This is a genomic window from Gloeotrichia echinulata CP02, from assembly GCA_038087035.1.
Taxonomy (GTDB): domain Bacteria; phylum Cyanobacteriota; class Cyanobacteriia; order Cyanobacteriales; family Nostocaceae; genus Gloeotrichia; species Gloeotrichia echinulata.
Genome location: CP051187.1, coordinates 5,954,844 through 5,974,749, shown reverse-complemented (window position 1 = coordinate 5,974,749; position 19,906 = coordinate 5,954,844). Strand labels below are relative to the sequence as shown.

At 42.1% G+C, this 19,906-nt stretch carries 24 protein-coding genes, 1 pseudogene and 1 CRISPR repeat array; of the genes and pseudogenes, 18 read left to right on the top strand and 7 right to left on the bottom strand.

The window, feature by feature from the left end; all coding sequences use genetic code 11:
• Positions 1-3: 3 nt before the first annotated feature.
• Positions 4-542: a CRISPR direct-repeat array (repeat unit 27 nt; unit sequence TAATCCGAATTAACCCAATCGGTGGGG).
• 315 nt (positions 543-857) lie between these two features.
• The 3 genes from HEQ19_26595 to HEQ19_26585 are packed head-to-tail and all read left to right on the top strand — an operon-like array spanning position 858 to position 1,891.
• Positions 858-1,166 carry a hypothetical protein gene (locus HEQ19_26595; GenBank protein WYM02511.1) on the top strand — a complete coding sequence of 103 codons (309 nt, stop codon included), beginning with the start codon at positions 858-860 and terminating at the stop codon, positions 1,164-1,166.
• A gap of 27 nt (positions 1,167-1,193) precedes the next feature.
• Complete coding sequence (locus HEQ19_26590; protein WYM02510.1) at positions 1,194-1,562, top strand: type II toxin-antitoxin system RelE/ParE family toxin; 369 nt, start codon at positions 1,194-1,196, stop codon at positions 1,560-1,562.
• A 2-nt stretch (positions 1,563-1,564) separates the two neighbouring features.
• A complete protein-coding gene (locus HEQ19_26585; GenBank protein ID WYM02509.1) occupies positions 1,565-1,891 on the top strand; it encodes an XRE family transcriptional regulator in 327 nt (108 codons plus the stop codon).
• A gap of 153 nt (positions 1,892-2,044) precedes the next feature.
• Here HEQ19_26585 and HEQ19_26580 read toward each other — a convergent pair whose 3' ends face one another.
• Positions 2,045-2,254, bottom strand: a complete 210-nt coding sequence (locus HEQ19_26580; GenBank protein ID WZI67032.1) for a hypothetical protein — start codon at positions 2,252-2,254, stop codon at positions 2,045-2,047.
• Positions 2,255-2,787: 533 nt separating this feature from the next.
• On the opposite strand from HEQ19_26580, the gene phnG reads away from it, so the two are divergent.
• The 13 genes from phnG to HEQ19_26515 all read left to right on the top strand — a co-directional run bounded on the left by phnG (position 2,788) and on the right by HEQ19_26515 (position 12,786).
• Positions 2,788-3,246: a phosphonate C-P lyase system protein PhnG gene (gene phnG, locus HEQ19_26575; GenBank protein ID WYM02508.1), complete on the top strand. Its 459-nt coding sequence runs from the start codon at positions 2,788-2,790 to the stop codon at positions 3,244-3,246.
• Positions 3,247-3,251: 5 nt separating this feature from the next.
• Positions 3,252-3,854: a phosphonate C-P lyase system protein PhnH gene (phnH, locus tag HEQ19_26570; protein WYM02507.1), complete on the top strand. Its 603-nt coding sequence runs from the start codon at positions 3,252-3,254 to the stop codon at positions 3,852-3,854.
• On the top strand, positions 3,844-4,308 hold the full coding sequence (locus HEQ19_26565; GenBank protein ID WYM02506.1) for a GNAT family N-acetyltransferase: 465 nt from the start codon (positions 3,844-3,846) through the stop codon (positions 4,306-4,308). Before phnH ends, HEQ19_26565 begins: the two co-directional genes overlap by 11 nt.
• 31 nt (positions 4,309-4,339) lie before the next feature.
• Positions 4,340-5,446 (top strand): carbon-phosphorus lyase complex subunit PhnI, encoded by a 1,107-nt coding sequence (locus HEQ19_26560; GenBank protein WYM02505.1) that lies wholly within the window; start codon positions 4,340-4,342, stop codon positions 5,444-5,446.
• A 23-nt stretch (positions 5,447-5,469) separates the two neighbouring features.
• Positions 5,470-6,672, top strand: a complete 1,203-nt coding sequence (locus HEQ19_26555) for an alpha-D-ribose 1-methylphosphonate 5-triphosphate diphosphatase (GenBank protein WYM02504.1) — start codon at positions 5,470-5,472, stop codon at positions 6,670-6,672.
• A 69-nt stretch (positions 6,673-6,741) separates the two neighbouring features.
• On the top strand, positions 6,742-7,299 hold the full coding sequence (locus HEQ19_26550; GenBank protein ID WYM02503.1) for a phosphonate degradation HD-domain oxygenase: 558 nt from the start codon (positions 6,742-6,744) through the stop codon (positions 7,297-7,299).
• Complete coding sequence (locus tag HEQ19_26545) at positions 7,296-8,174, top strand: alpha-D-ribose 1-methylphosphonate 5-phosphate C-P-lyase PhnJ (GenBank protein ID WYM02502.1); 879 nt, start codon at positions 7,296-7,298, stop codon at positions 8,172-8,174. Before HEQ19_26550 ends, HEQ19_26545 begins: the two co-directional genes overlap by 4 nt.
• A 228-nt stretch (positions 8,175-8,402) precedes the next feature.
• Positions 8,403-9,176, top strand: coding sequence for a phosphonate C-P lyase system protein PhnK (gene phnK, locus HEQ19_26540; GenBank protein WYM02501.1), 774 nt, complete (start codon positions 8,403-8,405; stop codon positions 9,174-9,176).
• Positions 9,177-9,178: 2 nt separating this feature from the next.
• Positions 9,179-9,574, top strand: a complete 396-nt coding sequence (locus tag HEQ19_26535; protein ID WYM03642.2) for a hypothetical protein — start codon at positions 9,179-9,181, stop codon at positions 9,572-9,574.
• Positions 9,574-10,332 carry a phosphonate C-P lyase system protein PhnL gene (gene phnL, locus HEQ19_26530; GenBank protein WYM02500.1) on the top strand — a complete coding sequence of 253 codons (759 nt, stop codon included), beginning with the start codon at positions 9,574-9,576 and terminating at the stop codon, positions 10,330-10,332. Before HEQ19_26535 ends, phnL begins: the two co-directional genes overlap by 1 nt.
• 3 nt (positions 10,333-10,335) lie before the next feature.
• The gene (gene phnM, locus HEQ19_26525) at positions 10,336-11,472 is read left to right on the top strand and encodes a phosphonate metabolism protein PhnM (GenBank protein ID WYM02499.1); all 1,137 of its coding nucleotides are present in this window, start codon (positions 10,336-10,338) and stop codon (positions 11,470-11,472) included.
• A gap of 391 nt (positions 11,473-11,863) precedes the next feature.
• On the top strand, positions 11,864-12,028 hold the full coding sequence (locus HEQ19_26520) for a cytochrome P450 (GenBank protein ID WZI67031.1): 165 nt from the start codon (positions 11,864-11,866) through the stop codon (positions 12,026-12,028).
• Positions 12,029-12,036: 8 nt separating this feature from the next.
• The gene (locus tag HEQ19_26515; GenBank protein ID WYM02498.1) at positions 12,037-12,786 is read left to right on the top strand and encodes a hypothetical protein; all 750 of its coding nucleotides are present in this window, start codon (positions 12,037-12,039) and stop codon (positions 12,784-12,786) included.
• Positions 12,787-12,885: 99 nt separating this feature from the next.
• On the opposite strand, the gene HEQ19_26510 is transcribed toward HEQ19_26515, so the two are convergent.
• A complete protein-coding gene (locus HEQ19_26510; protein ID WYM02497.1) occupies positions 12,886-14,061 on the bottom strand; it encodes an FAD-binding oxidoreductase in 1,176 nt (391 codons plus the stop codon).
• Between the two features lie 5 nt (positions 14,062-14,066).
• Positions 14,067-14,267: pseudogene (locus HEQ19_26505) on the bottom strand (isopenicillin N synthase family oxygenase).
• Positions 14,268-14,457: 190 nt separating this feature from the next.
• On the opposite strand from HEQ19_26505, the gene HEQ19_31390 reads away from it, so the two are divergent.
• The gene (locus HEQ19_31390; GenBank protein ID WZI67030.1) at positions 14,458-14,757 is read left to right on the top strand and encodes a GNAT family N-acetyltransferase; all 300 of its coding nucleotides are present in this window, start codon (positions 14,458-14,460) and stop codon (positions 14,755-14,757) included.
• A 213-nt stretch (positions 14,758-14,970) separates the two neighbouring features.
• Here HEQ19_31390 and HEQ19_26495 read toward each other — a convergent pair whose 3' ends face one another.
• From HEQ19_26495 to HEQ19_26480, 4 genes are all read right to left on the bottom strand, one after another.
• Positions 14,971-16,344: an AtzE family amidohydrolase gene (locus tag HEQ19_26495; GenBank protein WYM02496.1), complete on the bottom strand. Its 1,374-nt coding sequence runs from the start codon at positions 16,342-16,344 to the stop codon at positions 14,971-14,973.
• Positions 16,341-16,529: a DUF4089 domain-containing protein gene (locus tag HEQ19_26490; protein WYM03641.1), complete on the bottom strand. Its 189-nt coding sequence runs from the start codon at positions 16,527-16,529 to the stop codon at positions 16,341-16,343. Before HEQ19_26490 ends, HEQ19_26495 begins: the two co-directional genes overlap by 4 nt.
• A 28-nt stretch (positions 16,530-16,557) precedes the next feature.
• A complete protein-coding gene (locus tag HEQ19_26485; GenBank protein WYM02495.1) occupies positions 16,558-16,908 on the bottom strand; it encodes a DUF952 domain-containing protein in 351 nt (116 codons plus the stop codon).
• Positions 16,909-17,300: 392 nt separating this feature from the next.
• Complete coding sequence (locus HEQ19_26480) at positions 17,301-18,809, bottom strand: thioredoxin-like domain-containing protein (GenBank protein WYM02494.1); 1,509 nt, start codon at positions 18,807-18,809, stop codon at positions 17,301-17,303.
• A gap of 199 nt (positions 18,810-19,008) precedes the next feature.
• Here HEQ19_26480 and HEQ19_26475 point away from each other — a divergent pair, with 199 nt between their 5' ends.
• On the top strand, positions 19,009-19,905 hold the full coding sequence (locus HEQ19_26475) for a glutaminase (protein ID WYM02493.1): 897 nt from the start codon (positions 19,009-19,011) through the stop codon (positions 19,903-19,905).
• Position 19,906: the final 1 nt, after the last annotated feature.

Below are 19,906 nucleotides of genomic sequence, written 5' to 3'. Positions count from 1 at the left end.
TTTTATTCATCATTAACCCAATCGGTGGGGAATTCAATTTCCCGTCATCTGACGACTCAGCACAAACCTGTTTCCAACTAATCCGAATTAACCCAATCGGTGGGGCTTTTGTCGTATCCGAAAACAAGCAAGAACGTTTCGTTTCCAACTAATCCGAATTAACCCAATCGGTGGGGTAATGGCATCAAACCAACTGTTCTGCAATTTGATAGCGTTTCCAACTAATCCGAATTAACCCAATCGGTGGGGGCGATGAAAAAAACGATGTCGCCATGCTAAGGCGTTTCCAATTAATCCGAATTAACCCAATCGGTGGGGATGGAGAACTCTCTCCAAACGGCACCTACAATGTTAAAGTTTCCAATTAATCCGAATTAACCCAATCGGTGGGGAAACAGCGGTTGAAAAAGCGGCAAAAAGAGAAGAGGGTTTCCAATTAATCCGAATTAACCCAATCGGTGGGGGGCAGAAACAATGTTGACAGAGTTTCTTCTGCAAGAGGAAATGTTTCCAATTAATCCGAATTAACCCAATCGGTGGGGAGTTCGTCTAGCAGCCCAAGCCCCGTAAGGGTTTCAGCCTGCAAATCGACACACCTCTAAAAAACATTATATATGTTGTGCAAAATTTAGCAAGACACATACCTCAAATCCTTACTGTGTAAGCAATCGACACCACTCAACGAAAAATATAGGGTTTCAGCGATTTGGCGAGTGGTGTCGATGACGTTGATACAAAACTTCCCAAACCTAGATAAGATAATACTTCGGCGGTGTTTGGGGTGGTTCCCCACCCAATACTGCTAGGAAAAAACAGGCGATACCGTAGGTGGGCGCAGCCATCGCTACAAACTTGTCTTGGTAACGAAAGTAGTTGTCTTGGTAACGAAAGTAGTTGTCTTGGTAACGAAAGTACTTGTCTTGGTAACGAAAGTAGTTGTCTTGGTAACGAAAGTACTTGTCTTGGTAACGAAAGCACTTGTCTTGGTAACGAAAGTAGTTGTCTTGGTAACGAAAGTACTTGTCTTGGTAACGAAAGCACTTGTCTTGGTAACGAAAGTACTTGTCTTGGTAACGAAAGCACTTGTCTTGGTAACGAAAGTAGTTGTCTTGGTAACGAAAGCACTTGTCTTGGTAACGAAAGCGACATTTCATGCTATCTTATGACTGGTTTTATAGTAAATTTCATATAAAATGGAAGATGATGAGGATATTATAGAAATTCCTTTACGACCTCTGGTTTGGATGGGAGACTCTCTCAAAAATATCCGTTCATTTCCTGAAGAAGTGCGTGCATCAGTGGGCTATGCGCTGCAATTGGTGCAAGCAGGGGAAACACCAATGGATGCCAAGCCTTTTAAGGGGGTTGGAAGTGGCGTGTATGAAATTGTCAAACGCTACGATACCGATACTTACAGGGCAGTTTATGCGGTAAAGATTGGAGAAAAAATTTATGTCCTGCACGCTTTTCAAAAGAAATCAAAGCAGGGAATTAAAACTCCACAGGCTGATGTTGACTTGATTAAACAACGCTATAAGGATGCGGTAGCAAGGGAGGAATAACAATGACTCAGGAACCCGTTTTTGAAGAAAGCAGTGGTAATGTATTCGCTGATCTTGGTTTATCAGATGCAGATGAACTTTTTACTAGGGGAAAGATAGGGATTCAGGTACTACGCCTTTTGAAAGAACGCAACCTGAAACAGCGTGAAATCAGCGAACTTCTTGGCATTCCCCAGCCAGAAGTATCTCATTTGATGAAAGGAGAGTTTCAACGGTTCAGTGAGGGCAAACTCCTCATTTTCCTCAAGCGACTCGATACGGAAATCACTTTACATCTTCGCCCTCGTCACGGGACTGGCCAATCTGCTGAAACTGTGATATCGCTATAGGGGAGGATGGAAACCTTAAAATTTCTTGATTCTTGCGGTACATAAATGCCAATTTCCAATACCACAACCTATTATCTAGCACAGGGGGTCATGGTGTTGGGGTTTTTCTCAAGTGGACGAAGGTGTTTTTCATCGCTGCTATCAATTTTCATATCAAGGACTATTATTTAATATTTTGCTTGTATTCTCAATACTATCTGCGTTGCTTGCTGCTCCTACTAAAATTTCAAATAAAGTTTTCTGGTCACAAGCTCCTTGCGTTTTAATCGAAATATTTTCACTCAAACAAATTAGAACCTCTTCAAGAGTTTCTGAATCGGTCAGGGCTAGCTGTTTTGATAAAGTCATTGGCTTAAATTTCATGACTAATATCCTTTATTTTTTCATTTTTTAAACCTTTTTTTATAATTCTAGGACTTACGCATTGACAAAAAACACAAAATATGGGCTGCCAAAAAACCGGAGATGTCGTAGGGGTTTAGCATTGCTAAACCCCTACAATGCGGGTCTGTTTACCATCAAAGTAATAATTAATCAAAGCCTGAAACAACGTATTTTGGTAAAAGCATACCATGCCAAATTTGTACAGTGCGTAAGTCCTATACTTGTCTTGGTAACGAAAGCACTTGTTTTCTTAACCAAGGAACTTGTTTTCTTAACCAATCGTTATTCACATAATAGTCAATTTGTACAGTGCGTAAGTCTGACGAAATTGCTGTAAAATAACGTCACAGCGATTTTCACCGAATAACCACAGAGCTTCGTAGGGGCGCAAGGCCTTGCGCCCCAAAAGCGTGGTCTATTTACCAGAAAATGGCTGTAATGAAAAATGCGTTTTTTCACCAAAGAAATACAAACCGCAATCTCCTGTAGACCAATTATCTTTAAACTAACTTATGGGTACTGTGACGCCGCGACAAGCATGGATGGCAACATTAGCTAAAGCTGAGTCAGAGCTATTGGAAAAATTAGTAAACAAATTGGGGGATTTGCCAAAGTATAAACTACTACGTAATCCAGAAATTGGTTTAGCAATGGTTCGGGGACGCGCTGGTGGTACGGGTACTGTATTTAACTTGGGAGAAATGACCATGACTCGGTGTGTGGTGCAATTAGAGAGTCAAGAAGAGCAGGCGATCGCTGGATTTGGTTATGTAGCAGGGCGATCGCACCGCCATGCGGAACTAGCCGCTGTTTGTGATGCTTTGCTACAAACCTCAAACTGGCACGATCAAATTCAGTCTGAGGTAATTCAACCCTTGCAAATACAAAGTCAACAACAGCAGGAACTCAACCAGCGTCAAACAGCCGCTACTAAGGTCAATTTCTACACAATGGTCAGGGGTGAAGGGTAAAAAAAATGTCAAATACAGTTACGCATTTACCAGGCTTTCCAGACCCAATTCATGATGCCCAGAGGACGTTTCGGGCGCTGCTGGATGCCCATGCTCGACCGGGAAACTCTGACCCGATAACTACCAGCATGACTGTGCCTTTTAGTTTAAAGCCTGCATGTGGGGCGGCTTGTCTGACGTTGCTAGATTTAGATGTTGTGGTATGGCTACAGCCGAGTTTTGCTGCTGAAGTTAGGGCTTGGTTGTTGTTCCACACTGGTTGTCGCTTCACCCAGCACCCAAAAGAAGCTGATTTTGCTTTAATTCAAGATTTGACAGCATTACCAGAATTGTCTATTTTCCACTGTGGTACCGCAGAACAACCAGAAGCCTCAACAACACTGTTGATACAGGTGGAAAGTTTTGAAATTGGGCAACCTGTAATCTTAACAGGACCGGGAATTTTAGACCAGCGAAGGGTCTCCCCCACACTGAATCGCCATTTTTGGGAATTCTGGGTGCAGAATCATCAAGCTTATCCCCAGGGCGTAGATGTATTGTTATTTACAGAAAATGCAGTAATGGGACTACCACGAACCACAAAACCAGAGGTTAATTATGACTGTTGATATCCGCATTGCTACCCGTGAAGATTGGCCGATATTAAATTACCTTTATGCTGACATGGATGGACAGACACCCATGTCAAGCGATCTCGCAGAAAAAATCCTCACAGAAATCACACAGTTTCCCAACTACCAGATCTACCTTGCTGTGGAAAAACACCAAGCTGTAGGTACTTTTAGCCTCCTGTATGTGCCCACAATGATGCATCGGGTATATCATAAATTTGCAGTTCTAGATGGAGTTGCAGTCAGTTCTGAACTTCGCGGACAGGGGATTGGCACGCAAATGGTGCAAGCAGCGCTGAAACTTAGTACGGAGGCTGGGTGTTATAAATTAATGCTTTCTTCCAATATAAAACGCGAGCGTGCCCATCAATTCTATCAATCACTGGGATTCAAGCAGCATGGCTGGAGTTTTCAATGTGTACTCCAGCCCAGCGTAGAAAGTGACAATTAGGAAACAATATCGGAGCAGATAATCAAAATATATGCCATACGTTGCAGTTAAAGGCGGTGAACAGGCAATTCAAAATGCAGAAGCACTATTACAAAGCAAACGTAGAGGTGATCCTGCTATTCCCGAATTGACCCTAGACCAAATTGAACAACAGCTTACCCTAGCTGTAGAACGGGTGATGTCGGAGGGGAGCTTATATGACCGACAGTTAGCCGCTTTAGCGATTAAACAATCTTGGGGTGATTTAGTAGAAGCAATTTTCTTAGTCCGAGCCTATCGCACAACATTACCCCGCTTTTACTACAGCCTACCGTTAGACACCAGCAAAATGCAGATTCAGCGGCGAATTTCTGCCATTTTTAAAGATGTTCCGGGAGGACAGAAGTTAGGCCCTACTTTTGACTACATCCACCGTCTACTAGACTTTAAGCTAATAGCAGAAGGACAAGTTCCCACAGCACCAGAAGCAGAAGCATTTACAGAACCAGTTCCTCGCGTAATTGACACTCTAGATCGTGAAGGCTTGATCCAAGCAGAACTAGAACAGGGAAGCAGAGACACAAACCAAGCAAACAATGATGATTCTTCACCTCAACCATTTGACCTGACTCGCCAACCGTTAACCTTTCCAGCAGAACGGGATGCGAGACTGCAAAATCTAGCGCGTGCAGATGAGGGTTTTTTGCTATCTTTGGCATATTCTACACAACGAGGCTACGGCAGAAACCATCCGTTTGCGGGAGAAATTCGCATGGGGGAAGTAGAGGTAATAATTTGTCCAGAAGAATTGGGATTTGAAGTGGCGATCGCCGATATTACCGTTACCGAAGTGCAAATGGTCAACCAGTTTCAAGGTAGTCAAGAATTACCCGCCCAGTTTACCCGTGGCTATGGACTCACCTTTGGTTACAACGAACGTAAAACTATGTCGATGGCGTTGGTAGATAGAGCAATGCGGTCTGAGGAATTAGGAGAAACAGTTCAAGGCCCAGCCCAAAGTGTCGAATTTGTAGTTTCCCACTCCGATAACGTGGAAGCACAAGGTTTTGTCCAACATCTCAAACTCCCACATTACATAGACTTCCAAGCAGAGTTAAATCTGGTGCGAAAAATCCGCAAAGCAGGGAATGGGGAATAGGAAGGAAAATAAAAACACAAGCTATGCCATTATTGTCAACAATGACGAAAAGAAAAATCGCAATTCAAGGAGTAAATGTACTAACTCCAAATGGTTGGCTAAAAGATGCCACAGTCTGCATAGAAGATGGGCAATTTACTAGCATTGATCAGGCAATTAGTCCAGAGGGATTTCATCTAGTAAATGCTCAAGGACTACAGATGTTGCCAGGAATGATCGACCTCCACGGTGATGCTTTTGAAAGGATGATTTATCCTCGTCCTGGAATTAACTTTCCTCTAGCAATGGCGATGGCTGACAATGATCGTCATCTTTTAGCATCTGGAATCACAACTTTTTACTGCTCAATTACAGATTCCTATGAACCAGGTTTACGCAGCCGAGATTCAGCCAGGGAATTAATTGACTTTATCTTGGGGGTAGGAAAACAAATTTTAAATTGCAATCACAGGATTCATATTAGACATGAAGAAGCAAATACCGCAGGACATCAAGAGTTGTGTGATTGGCTAACATCTGATCGGGTGCATATTTTGTCAGTCAACGACCATTTACCACCCCCAGGAAATGAAAAGAGATTGAGCCGATATCTCAACAGTGTGAGACAAAGATCATCCATGTCGGTGCTAGAAATTGAAGCATTACTCAACCAAGTAGCAGAACGGCGACAGGAAGGATACGCGCAAATAGCAGAATTGGTGGATTTAGCTCATAGCAAAAATATTCCCCTGGCTTCTCATGATGATGACACCCCAGAAAAAGTGGCGCTGAGTCAACAACGCCGAGTAGCGATCGCCGAATTTCCCGCTGATATTACCTTAGCCGCCCAGTCTCGTGAATATGGAGCAGCAGTCCTCATGGGTGCCCCTAATTTAGTTCGTGGTGGCTCTCACCTGGGCTTGATGAGTGTAGCTGAAGCGATTAAACATAAGGTCCTCGATTGTCTTTGCTCAGATTATCATTATCCTTCCTTATTTTATGCCCCCTTCAAGCTTGAAGAATTAGGCTTAATGTCTTTTGAACAAGCATGGTCATTAGTTTCCCAACGACCTGCAGAAGCGGTGGGAATTAGCGATCGCAAAGGTAAAATTGCTCCTGGTTTAGACGCTGATTTTCTCTTAATCTGTTCTGCTCATCCTCTACCATCGTCCATCGCATCTGTTTATATAGCCGGACAAGAAGTTGCTCGATATAGCAGGGGACTGGGGACTGGGTTACAAGTCTGATTATGTCTAGGTTTTATCATCAGTTAATGTCCTAAGCACTTTGGCGGTTGCTATATCACACGAAATCACATGAAACCTACTATCGAAAACATTATTAATCTATTTGCCGAAAAAGGTCATCAATTGTATGGCGACGAAGCTGTTAGTCAGCTAGAACACGCCTTACAATGCGCTAGCCTCGCCGAAGCATCAGGTCAAACAAATGAATTAATTACTGCTTGTCTACTTCATGACTTAGGGCATTTAATTCATAATTTGGGAGATAATCCAGCCACCAAAGGTATAGACGATCAACATGAATATCGAGCTATTTCCTTACTAAGTAAAATGTTTAGTCCAGCAGTCACAGAACCAATTAAATTTCATGTCGCCGCCAAACGCTATCTTTGCTCAGTTGATCCTGAATATTGGAATAGTCTCTCAAATCCATCTAAACGCAGCTTAGAACTGCAAGGAGGAAGATTTTCGCCTGAACAAGCAGATACATTTATTCACCAACCCTATGCCCAAGATGCTGTGCAGTTAAGGATTTATGACGACCAAGCAAAAATCACAAATCTGCAAACACCCGATTTAAACCATTTCATTCCATCTATAACAGCCTGTTTAATATCCCTTGGAAAATGAATATTTCTCCCAATTCCCCATCCCCAGAAACAGGCTTTAATTTTGCTTACTTAGACGAGCAAACAAAGCGATCAATTCGTCGCGCTCTGCTGAAAGCCGTTGCTATTCCCGGACATCAAATTCCCTTTTCTTCCAGAGAAATGCCCATGTCTTACGGCTGGGGTACTGGTGGAATTCAGGTAACAGCTGCTGTCATTGGTCAAACTGATGTATTGAAAGTAATTGATCAAGGAGCAGATGATACCACCAACGCCGTAAATATTCGCCGCTTTTTCCAAAAAGTTTGTGGTGTAGAAACCACAGAACAGACATCAGCAGCAACTTTAATTCAGACTCGTCATCGCATACCCGAAACACCACTACAGGATGGACAGATTTTAGTTTATCAAGTACCGATCCCCGAACCTTTGCGATGGCTAGAACCTTCATCTGTTGAAACCAGCAAAATGCACGCCTTAGAAGAATACGGGTCTATGTATGTCAAGCTTTACGAAGACATCACCAGACATGGATACATTGCTACATCCTACGACTACCCGGTAATTGTGCATAACCACTATCTGATGAGTCCTAGTCCGATCCCACGCTTTGATAATCCCAAAATGGAGATGAGTCCCGCACTGCAATTATTTGGCGCAGGGAGAGAAAAACGCATATATGCAATTCCACCCTACACCAAAGTTAAAAGCCTCGACTTTGAAGACCATCCCTTTACTATCGAGCGATGGGATCAAGTCTGTGAGTTATGCGGTTCCACAGAAAGCTATCTAGATGAAGTAGTCATTGACGACCAAGGTGGACGAATGTGGATCTGCTCAGATACAGACTACTGTAATCGACGGCAAGGCAAAAATCCAATGACTGTTGACGGTTGACCAATGACCAATGACAAATGACAAATGACAAATGACCAATGAGTAATGAGTAATGAGTAATGAGTAATGAGTAATGAGTAATGAGTTAGGAGTTAGGAGTTAGGAGTTAGGAGTTAGGAGTTAGGAGTTACCTACCAATGACAAATAACAAATGACCAATGACAAATGACAAATGACAAATGACAAATGACAAATGACCAATGACCAATGACAAATCACTAATAACTAATGACTAAACCTCTTTTACAGGTTCACGAACTGAGTAAATCCTACGGCGCAATTAAAGCGTGCGATCGCATTTCTTTTGATCTCTATCCTGGACAAGTTCTCGGTATTGTTGGCGAATCAGGTTCAGGTAAGTCTACTTTGCTGAGTGCGATCGCCAATCAAATTTCTCTTGACCAGGGTAATATTATTTATGCTAGTAGTAGTGGAGATTACTTAGATATTTGCCAGCTTGCGGAAGCTAAACGGCGTTTATTGATGCGAACAGAGTGGGGTTTTGTTCAGCAAAATCCCCGTGATGGTTTGCGAATGAGGGTCAGTGCTGGCGCCAATATTGGCGAACGCCTACTAGATATAGGAGTACGGCATTACGGTAAAATTCGGGATGAAGCAGCCCACTGGCTACAACAAGTGGAAATTGACCCAGGGCGGATAGATGATTTGCCAATTCACTTTTCGGGAGGGATGCAACAAAGATTACAACTGGCTCGTGTGTTGGTGACACGTCCTCGCTTGATATTAATGGATGAACCGACGGGGGGGTTAGATGTCTCGGTACAAGCACGGTTATTAGATTTGTTGCGATCGCTTGTCCGAAATTTTCAACTCAGCGTCATTATAGTCACCCACGATATCGGCGTAGTCAGGCTTCTGGCTCACAGATTACTAGTTATGCAACAAGGACAGGTGGTGGAATCAGGTTTGACTGACCAAGTGCTTGATGATCCACAACATCCTTACACTCAATTACTAGTTAGCGCCACTTTAACACCTTGAATTTGTCATTTGTCGTTTGTCGTTTGTCATTTGTCATTTGTCATTTGTCATTACTCATTACTCATTACTCATTACTCATTACTCATTACTCATTACTCATTACTCATTACTCATTACTCATTACTCATTACTCATTACTCATTACTCATTACTCATTACTCATTACTCATTACTCATTACTCATTACTCATTACTCATTACTCATTACTCATTACTCATCACTCATCACTCATCACTCATTACTCATCACTCATTACTCATTACTCATCACTCATCACTCATTACTCATCACTCATTACTCATTACTCATTACTCATTACTCATTACTCATTACTCATTACTCATTACTCTTTGTCACTACTCCCAATCCCCAATCCCCAATCCCTGGAGATGTTTAATGCAATCATTACCTGTTAATCATCGACAAGTAAATTTTGCTAGCCAAGCAGTTTTACAAGTTGAAAATTTGCGAAAAAGCTTTACTTTACATCAGCAAGGAGGAATTTGTTTACCGGTACTAAAAGGCGTATCTTTGAGCATTAATGCAGGAGAATGTGTCGCCCTTGCTGGAGCATCGGGAAGTGGAAAATCTACATTTATGCGCTGTTTATATGCTAATTATCGGGTTGATAGTGGTTCCATCTGGATAAAGCATCAGCAAAATTGGGTTGATTTGTGTCAACTTGCTCCCCACGAAATTTTAACAATTCGGCAGAAAACAATTGGATATGTCAGCCAGTTTTTACGAGTAATTCCCAGAGTTCCAGCGTTGGAGGTAGCTGCAGAACCACTTTTAGAATTAGGAGTAAATATAGATGTTGCATATCAAAAAGTTAAAGAATTATTTTGTCGCCTCAACCTCCCAGAAAGACTGTGGAATATTTCCCCCACTACATTTTCTGGAGGCGAAAAGCAACGGGTAAATATTACTCGTGCTTTAGTAGTTGATTATCCAATTTTGCTACTGGATGAACCAACTTCAGCGTTAGATGCTACCAATCGCCAAGTAGTAATTGAACTGTTACAAGAGCGAAAAGCTCAAGGCTGTGCCTTAATTGGTATTTTTCATGATGAAGAATTAAGAGGTCTAACGACAAATAGCTCTGCGTCTACGCAGCTTTGTAACCGGGAATTAATCTTTGGGAAGGATAATTGAGCCATGAATGAGCAGATTTACACTAACTATCGTCTCCAACTCCCAGATCAAGAACTGCTGGGAACTTTAGTAGTAAGAGATGGATTGATTGCTGATATTCAACCAGGGGTTGTGAGTCATGGTCAAAATGGTGAGGGAGATTATCTTTTACCAGGGTTGATTGAGTTACACACCGACAATCTAGAACGCTGTATGTCTCCTCGTCCAGGTATTAACTGGCCAATAGATGCTGCAGCAGTTTATCATGATCGAGATTTCGCTAGTGCGGGAGTAACAACAGTATGTGATGCGATCGCCATTGGGGATGTGGCGACCGGCTCCCCTCGTTTAACTAAGTTTGGGTCGATGATTGATATCATTTCTCAAAGACAAGCCGCCGGTAGCTTTTGTGTGGAACATCGCATTCATCTACGCTGTGAATTGGCATATGAAAAAGTTTTTGAGATTACTACACAATATGCCGATCATCCACTATTATCAATGATTTCGTTGATGGATCATACCCCCGGTCAACGACAGTTTGTCCGCTTAGATAAGTTTAAAGAATATTACATGGGCAAACACGGTGTTACTTCCGAACAAATGGCAGAATTTATCCTGACTCGTCAGCAACAACAAGAAATATATGCACAGAAAAACCGTAGAGATCTAGTAGAACTCAGCAAAGCCAAAGGTATTTCCTTAGCAAGTCATGATGATGCTACACTGGAACATGTTCAGGAAGCGGTACAAGATGGCGTAGTGCTATCTGAGTTTCCCACCACCTTAGAAGCTGCAAAAGCCGCGCACAACTGCGGATTACAAGTTTTGATGGGTGCGCCTAATTTAGTCCTTGGGGGTTCTCACTCTGGTAATGTTTCGGCGATGGAGCTTGTATTGCACAATTTAGTGGACGTGATTTCTTCTGATTATGTTCCTCAAAGTCTATTACAATCAATCTTTATCATAGCCAATAAAACTGGCAAGCCTATTTACGAAGCTATGCAATTAGCTACGAGTAATCCAGCAAAAGCCATTGATATTTTCCCAGATCGCGGTAGTCTAGAGGTAGGAAAAAGAGCGGATTTGATCACTATTCATGATGATGGTATCGTACCCCGATTAAATACAACTATCTGCCAAGGTCATCGTGTTGCTTAATACTTAATTTTATTTACTCCCTTCCCGGTCTAAGAGGATGTTTGAAAAGCCCTGGCGATTAGAAATCGCGGCTACACAGACAAAACCCACCTCCGTGGGTTGAAGATCTTCTCTGCGTTCGCGTAGCGTGTTGAAGACAGACGCTCCGCGAATGCGCCTTTGCGCCTTCTCTGCGAGACGCTCCGCGAATGCGCCTTTGCGTGAGCTAAAAATTATTTCCCTACGGGACGCTCCGCGAACGGTAATCTTCTAGCGGGAAGGGAGTAATAGCAATTAAACAAAAGAATGGGACAGATAGGGTAGGGGCGCAAGGCCTTGCGCCCCTACAGATTATTGATGTGTTGCAAAGATTGTTTGAATTGGTATAATTGGCTTTGGTGGAGGACTACGGGTGTGTATTGGGATCGCTTTTGCGAAAATGGAAATGAAAATTGTTGCAGCCCATCTTTTATGCAGCTATGATTGGGAAATATTGCCGAATCAAAGTTTAGATCCAGTGCAAATTCCCACCAATCACCCTAAAGATGGATTGCGGGTTAGATTTCAGCATCGGTGAAATGTTATATGACACCTCAAATAGATTTACATTTGTCTGAAGGAGTTCTTCAACACTTTCAAAAAGTCAAAGGCTTTGTTAACGAAAGGGTTCATTCTCTGACCAACTCAGCACAGCAAGTTGGTGAGTCTTTAAAGGAAACAGCTACTCAAGCTACCGATAGGGTAATTGATACAGCCACAACAACCCTTGAGCAAGCTAAAGGCTCGTTAGAACAAGGTTTGCAAACAGCAGAGCAAGTCAAAAATACCACATCTGTAGCCGTTAAAACAGCGCTCGCTTCTTCGATAAATGATTGGCTGACACAACACCCAATATTTTTAAAGCTATTTCAAATCCTAGGTTGGGCAGCTAATCACCCAATTATCAGTTGTGTAATTTTGCTTTTTATGCTTGCTCTAGTTTGGAGCATCATTAAAGCGATTATACGTTTAATTGAAACCGCTAGTTGGTCAATACTTAAATTTCCCTTAAAATTACTGCAGGCTTTAATGACGGTTATTTTGACCAATCTGGGAAGATTTGCTGTTCAAAAAATTAATTTTGCTAAACAATCTGATAATGACAAAAATTTAATATCTATAATCTCACCGACAATTTATCAAGGTAAACAGCAAAGATTAGCAGAAATTTCCCATCGCTTAAAGGTGATTCAAAAGGAACAAGATGAACTTTTGCAAGAAGCAGCAGAGCTAATTTCTGGAGATACAATTGATATTAACGTAGAAGAAATCACATTCAATAACAGTCGAAATTAATCCTCGGAACCCCTAAGCGCACGTGGGGAGGGGGCGCAAGGCCTTGCGCCCCTACAAATATATCAATCTGTTACCAACATTTTTTTACTTGTTAAAAGATTATTTAAACCGAGATGGAGATAGCTGAGAAATAATTGGATCTTCCTTGCCAGTTGCAAAGTTAGCAAAGCGTTGTGCTAAGGGTGGTATAATAACTAAAGGATTGCTAAATCCAGAGAAAACATGAATACCATCAAATCCGGGAATAGCACCAATTAAAGGGAGGTTGTCACTACTAAACGCCACTAAACAATGATGCCAATTTCCTGGTAAATTTGCCAAAGCTGGTAAAAATTTCCCCACACTTTGACGCAACCAAGCTTCACTTTGATTGGGATTAATTTCAGCATTTGGGTCGGTCAGAGCGCGGCTAATTTGACCTAAGCGCAAACTACCATTTTGAAACTGAATCGCACCGGCATCTAAAATTGGTGGTATGATTTCATTACCGATTTCATCCCATAACTTATCAACTTGAGTTGATTTAGATTCTAGTTGAAACCTTTGCAAATTGGCTGATGTAACTAAAGTGTGTAACCGCAAATCAACGGATGGAGTTTCAATAATTTCTGCGTGGGTAAAATATAAATTGATAGGAATACCCGCTGATTTTAATAATTGTCGGCTGAGTCCACCGGCACAGATGACAATGTTAGCACTTTGATAGGTTTGGGTAGTTGTATTTATAGCGCTAAACCCCACCCCGGAAGCGAGGAGGGGAGTTAATTCTAATGCTTTGGTGATATGCATTTCACCACCAGCACGTAAAAAAGCTTGAATATAAGCTTGTGCTGTTTTTTGTGGGTGGATATGACCGTGTTTTACAATTAAAGCACCTGCGATCGCATCCTGATTTAATAGCGGCTCTAACTCACAAGCTTGTTGTACACTGATTAGGCGGGGTGGAATGGCACAATGGATGTAGGATGCAGCAGTATTTTCGGGATTACTATCAGCGGATATAGTGAGTAATAAGTCTAATTCGCGAAATTCAATATCAGCGTCTAACTCTTGAGCTAAAATTTGATAACGGGCGATCGCTTCTGTACACAATTGGCGAGTTAAGGCTGTAGTCCCCGACCAATAAGCAAGTCCACCATAACTATAGCGCGTGGCATTATCTGGCGTCGCGTCTTTTTCTAACAACAACACCCTAAAGCCTTTCTGCACTAGTTCATAACTAAGTGTAGCACCTGTAATGCCACCACCAACCACAATCCAGTCATAGGTTTTCATTGAATTTAATATGTTGCTTGTAAACGACTTAAAAGATATTCTCCCGCTAAAATAGGAGGATACATAGGTGGATTTTCTTTTTGACAACTTTCAAGACAAGCAATTTCTGTATCATGATTAGGATGGCAGAAAAACGCGATAGAATATCGAGATTGGTTTACCCTGTTGTCATGGGGAATCATCACCCGATGCGGTTCTTGCGTACTTAGCGTGCTAAATATGTTGAAAAATAAGCTTGAACTCCTTGCTGGGATAAGATGACAGCCATTATTTACTGCCTTTTAGGTCTGATGATTAAAATTTTGGCTATAAGCGCCTGTAAGCCTTGATTTTAAAACAAAGTTATCGACTGTAATTAAAAATTTAGCACGTTAAGTACGCAAGAACCACATTTTTATGCTGCAAATTATCCAAGTCGAGACTGATGAACACAAAAATCATGTACAGGAAATATTTTGGGAATATTGTAACGAGACTAAGTTGATATTCAGTCAGGAATTTGGCATCAATTTAGATGTTAATACATTTTCTGAGCAATATCTGAGTCAAATTGACCAATTCGCGCCGTCAGAAGGACGCTTGTTACTAGGACAATATGATGGACAAATAGCAGGTTGTGTTTGTCTGCGAAAGATTGGCGAAGATATTGGTGAAATTAAAAGAATGTATGTAAAGCCTGAGTTGCGAAGAAAATGAATAGGTCGATATTTATTACAAGCTATTATTAATGAAGCTTCCCAAATAGGTTACGCTCATCTGCGATTAGATACTGGTCTGTATGCGAAAGAAGCGCTAGCGCTTTATCGTCGATTTGGCTTTCAAAATATCGCACCGTATGTTCAAAAAACAGAGATACCACAAAAATATCGAGCAAATTGGGTCTTTATGGAATTAAAGTTAAGAGGAAATCTATACAACAGTTAATGAAATTATATCTTGAGATTCCAGTACAGATGCAACTTTTAAAATTAAGGCTTCATTATACGGTGCTGCTATTAGTTGAACCCCTAAAGGTAAAGAATTGGGAAGCTGAATTGGTACTGATAAAACAGGTAAGCCGATAAAAGATAATGGTTGAGTAAATAACCCCAAATGGGGACGGACAAGAATTTCCTCCCCATCTAAAATCATAGTTTCTTGACCAATTAATGGTGCAGAAATTGGTGTAGTTGGGGCGAGAATTACATCCACATTTTGAAAGATTTCTCGGACGCGATCGCGATACCATTTTCTAAAGCGTTGCGCTTGCAAATACCAGCTACTCGGTATTAACGCCCCAGCCAAAAAGCGATCGCGTGTAGCGGGGTCGAAATCTTGGGGACGCGATCGCAATTTTTCTAAATGCAGATTTGCGCCCTCAGTAGCTGTAATTACAAACGCCGCCGCCCTAGCTCGGTTAGCTTCGGGTATAGTCACATACTCAGTTACATCCAACGCCAGAGCCACTTTTTCTACTGCAGCCAAGGCTTCCGGCGCTGCACCTTTGACAAAATAATCAGCAGCAATGGCAATCCTTATACCAGAAATATCTTGATTTATCTGCGGTAAACACGGTTCAGGGGGGCGTTTAGTACAAACCGGATCACGTTCATCTTCCCCTTGTAGCACATCAAACACGGTAGCGATATCTGCTACCGAACGAGCAAAAGGTCCGATGTGGTCAAAACTGCTAGAAAATAAAGCCACCCCAGCACGGGATAATCTTCCGTAAGTCGGCTTCAAACCCAAAACGCCACACAAAGCAGCGGGAACCCGAATCGAACCGTTAGTATCAGAACCCAGGGTCAGCGGTATCAAACCAGCCGCAACAGACGCAGCGGAACCACCAGAAGAACCACCAGCGACCCGCTGTAAATCATGGGGGTTGCGAGTCGCACCATAATGGAAATTTTCCGTTACAAACCCATAGGCGTACTCATCCATATTTAAAGCGCCTACCAACACCCCACCCGCCTGCTTCAACCTAGCAACTGCAGTTGCATCTTGACTAGCTGGCGGATTTTCGGCATTAATTTTCGACCCCGCCAGAGTTATTATACCAGCGATATCAAACAAATTTTTCACCGCAAAAGGTACACCAGCAAGCACACCAGGATGATTACCTGCAGCTATTTCCCTATCAATGCGTACAGCATCAGCCAAAACCGTATCCGCCATCACAACCGTAAAACAATTGAGTTGATTATCCCGCGCTGCAATTTTCGCTAACGCAGCTTCAGTCACCTCCACCGCGCTAACCGTACCTTCACGCACAGCAGCAGCTATTGATACAGCATCATTCATGGTTCAAGCACAGGTGCAGGTTCCACTTCTTCAGGTAAAGGAAAAGAATTTACCACTAGAGCGATCGCCTTTATTCTCTCAAAATTTGTCACCACCCCATCACGATATTCATCCCTTAACTGCAAATCCAGCAACAACGCCATTTGATCCACATATTCACCCACATCAAACCCGTCAGCTTCCATCTTTCTTCCTCCGCGCATCTGCGGTTCGTCACTCCAAATTTATCACCTCTTCTGGTAACACAAAAAAACCATCTTCCCCAGATTCAAAATCAATCACCTGAAACACAGCGTCAATATTCAACTCACCATAAATATGGGGAAATAACTCACCTATCTCAGCCACCTCATAGCGAATTTCCGGTTTAACTTTATCAGAGTCAATGAAAAGCATTACCAAATCCTTTTGATTGACAAAAAACCGATTTGCGACCCAGATAACTTGTGTAGCTGTCGAACAATGGATAAATCCTTCAGAGTCCAGCGTATCACCGCGATAGGTGCCTAAGCGTTTTGCTTGTTCCCATTCTTCGCGTTGCGTGATGTGTAGGATGGTGTTCATATAAAAACTGGGGATTGTCACTGCTTCTAATATTTTCGCAAAAAATGTACCATCTACATCAAAAATAACTAATTTTATGATAACCCTACTATAGCCGTTCTCAGTTGGATGGAATACAAAATTATATCATCGCCTGTAGGGGCACGGCACTGCCGTGCCCTTACGAGTGTATTGGACTCAACCGATAACCGCTATAAATTACTCTTTGCGCCTTCTCTGCTTTAGCGTAGCGTGTCGGAGACAGACGCACTCGCGTTTGCGCCTTCTCTGCGTTAAGAGCGGGACGCTACGCGTAAGCGAAGCTATGCCGCAGGCTTTACGCGTAGCGTGTCGTTCGCGGTAGCGTTGCGTAGCAAAGACAGACGCACTCGCGTTTGCGTGAGATTATCCTCCTACGGAATACAAACATCAGGCGCACACAAACCAGCAAAATTCATCGTCGTCACCGCAAACGAATTTAAATCAACACGCCGAATAACATGATTATTCGTATCACTAATATATAGATATGAACCCATAACACTCAATCCCGAAGGTTCAAAAAAGCGCGTCTTCTTAGCTTCACCATCTTGCAAACCTGCGACACCATCCCCCAAAATTGTTTGACAATCACCTGTGCTAGGACTGACTAATTTAATTTTATGATTATAAGTATCCGCTACCCACAAATAATTCTGGGCGTATTCAATTCCTAAGCAATGTTGTAAACGAACATCTTCACCTTGTCCATCTACATCGCCAAAGCTAAATAAACCCCCACTACCGCAAACTGTACGCACTTGGTATGGTTTTACCAGTCCCACACCGCGAATTGAACTAACTTCACTGTCAGCAATATATAACTCTTGACCATCTGTAGTCATACCACTTGGTTGAGCAAAAGCCGATTCATCTAAAGAACCATCAATACAAGCTTCTGCACCAGTACCAGCATAGCTTTTAATCATGTTTGTTTGTAAATACATCACCCAAATTTGATGAGATCCAGCCATCGCAATAAATAGGGTATTTCCGACTTTCACCAAATCCCAAGGAGAATTCAAAGCGGTTTTCAAACCAGCGCCACTATGACGACTGATATTCCGATTTTGCGTACCAGTTCCCGCGATAGTTTCTACTAATTGACGCTTGATGTCAACTCGCCGCAAAGCATGATTTTCTGTATCAGCAACATAGAGAATTTGATCTTCTGCATCAAAAGCCATTCCTTGGGGTGCAAAAAACTGTGCTTCGCCAAAACCACCATCAGTTAAACCAGATTTTCCCGTACCAATTAAATACAAGACTTCTCCCTCAAAGCTACTCATAATTAGGCGGTGATGTCCAGAATCAGCGATGAACAAACCCGCAGATGTCGCCAAGACTTTACCCGGAAAAGCTAGTGGCGTAATTAATGGTTGACGCTCTTTTTCTAAGCTGAAACTAAATTCTTGAAAATTAATCGTGCCTTTTTCCTGGTGTTGGCGAATTAATTTTTCAATCAATTCATCTAAAACATCACGTTTTCCTTCACCGGAGAAATAGCCAATTACATAACCTTCAGGGTCAATTACCATTAAGGTAGGCCAAGCACGTACAGCATATTCTTGCCAAACTCGAAAATCCCTGTCTACTAAAACTGGGTGTTCGATGTCATAACGCAAGATAGCTTGACGAATATTTTCGGTTTCTTTTTCGTTGTCAAATTTGGCGGAATGGACGCCAATGACTGTCAGACTATCTTTATATTTCTGCTCTAAATATTTTAGATCTGGCAGAATATGCAGACAGTTGATACAACAGTACGTCCAAAAATCTAAAATTACAACTCTACCTTTGAGTGCTTTCAAAGAAAATGGTTTATCGGTGTTCAACAAAGAATAATTTTGTGGTAGTTCAGGCGCTCTGACGCGGGGAATCATAAGTTATACTTTGATATTGAATATAAAATGCCAAAATTAAGTTTCTTTAACTCTTACTCTTTGCGCCTTTGCGCCTTTGCGTGAGACTAATTCATATTTCTAATTAGCAACGCCAATTTTTATTTGTATCTTTGTGCCTCAATGGTGCAAAAATAAAATTGACACCACAATGATAAAATCTCCCAAGATTGTATAACATGTGAAAGGACTGGAAACACTAAGCCAAACTCAATTATCTGTCTGGGTACAACAAGCCAAAATCCAGGCTGATAAAGGAAAAGTAATTAACCGCATCCCCTTATTAGCTGTGGCTGATCCTCATTGGTTTGCGGTTCATATCTGCTGTAAAAATGGCCAAACTTACAGTCAAGGGGATACAAATTGCTTATTCCCGCTGATGAGTGTAATTAAGCCATTTTCCTTCCTCTATCTCCTAGAACACCTGGGAGCAGAAAATGTTGTACAATGGGTTGGGGTTGAACCATCATCAGCGCCTTTCAATTCCCTAGAGCAATTAATTAGCGATCGCGGACACCCCCGCAACCCGATGATTAATAGTGGCGCTATCACCCTTGCTGATAAGTTACCAGGAAAAGACGCCAATCATCGCACTGTTTTATTTTGTCAATGGCTCAATCAATTAGCCGGTTGTCAGCTAAAGCTGGATGAGGTGATGCTGGCTTCTGTACGTGCTAATCCTTCACCAGCCAATCAAGCGATCGCCAATTATCTGGCTCAAACCCAACATCTCGACAATCTCCAAATAGCCCTTGATACTTACGAACAAATCTGCTGTATATCTGGCAGAGTTAAAGATTTAGCAATACTTGGAAAAATTCTCGCTTGTGAAACCGGATTGTTAAATTCACAAAATCGTCAACTTGTCAACAATGTGATGTTAACTTGTGGACTATATGAAGCTTCCGGTGAATTTGCTGCCAGAATTGGTCTACCGATGAAATCAGGCATTAGTGGTGGACTTTTAGTAATTATACCAGAACAGGGAGCGATCGCCTGCTATAGTCCTGCCTTGGATAGTATAGGTAATCCTCTAGCTGCGATCGCTTTTGTTGAGGCTTTATCTCAACGCTCGTAGT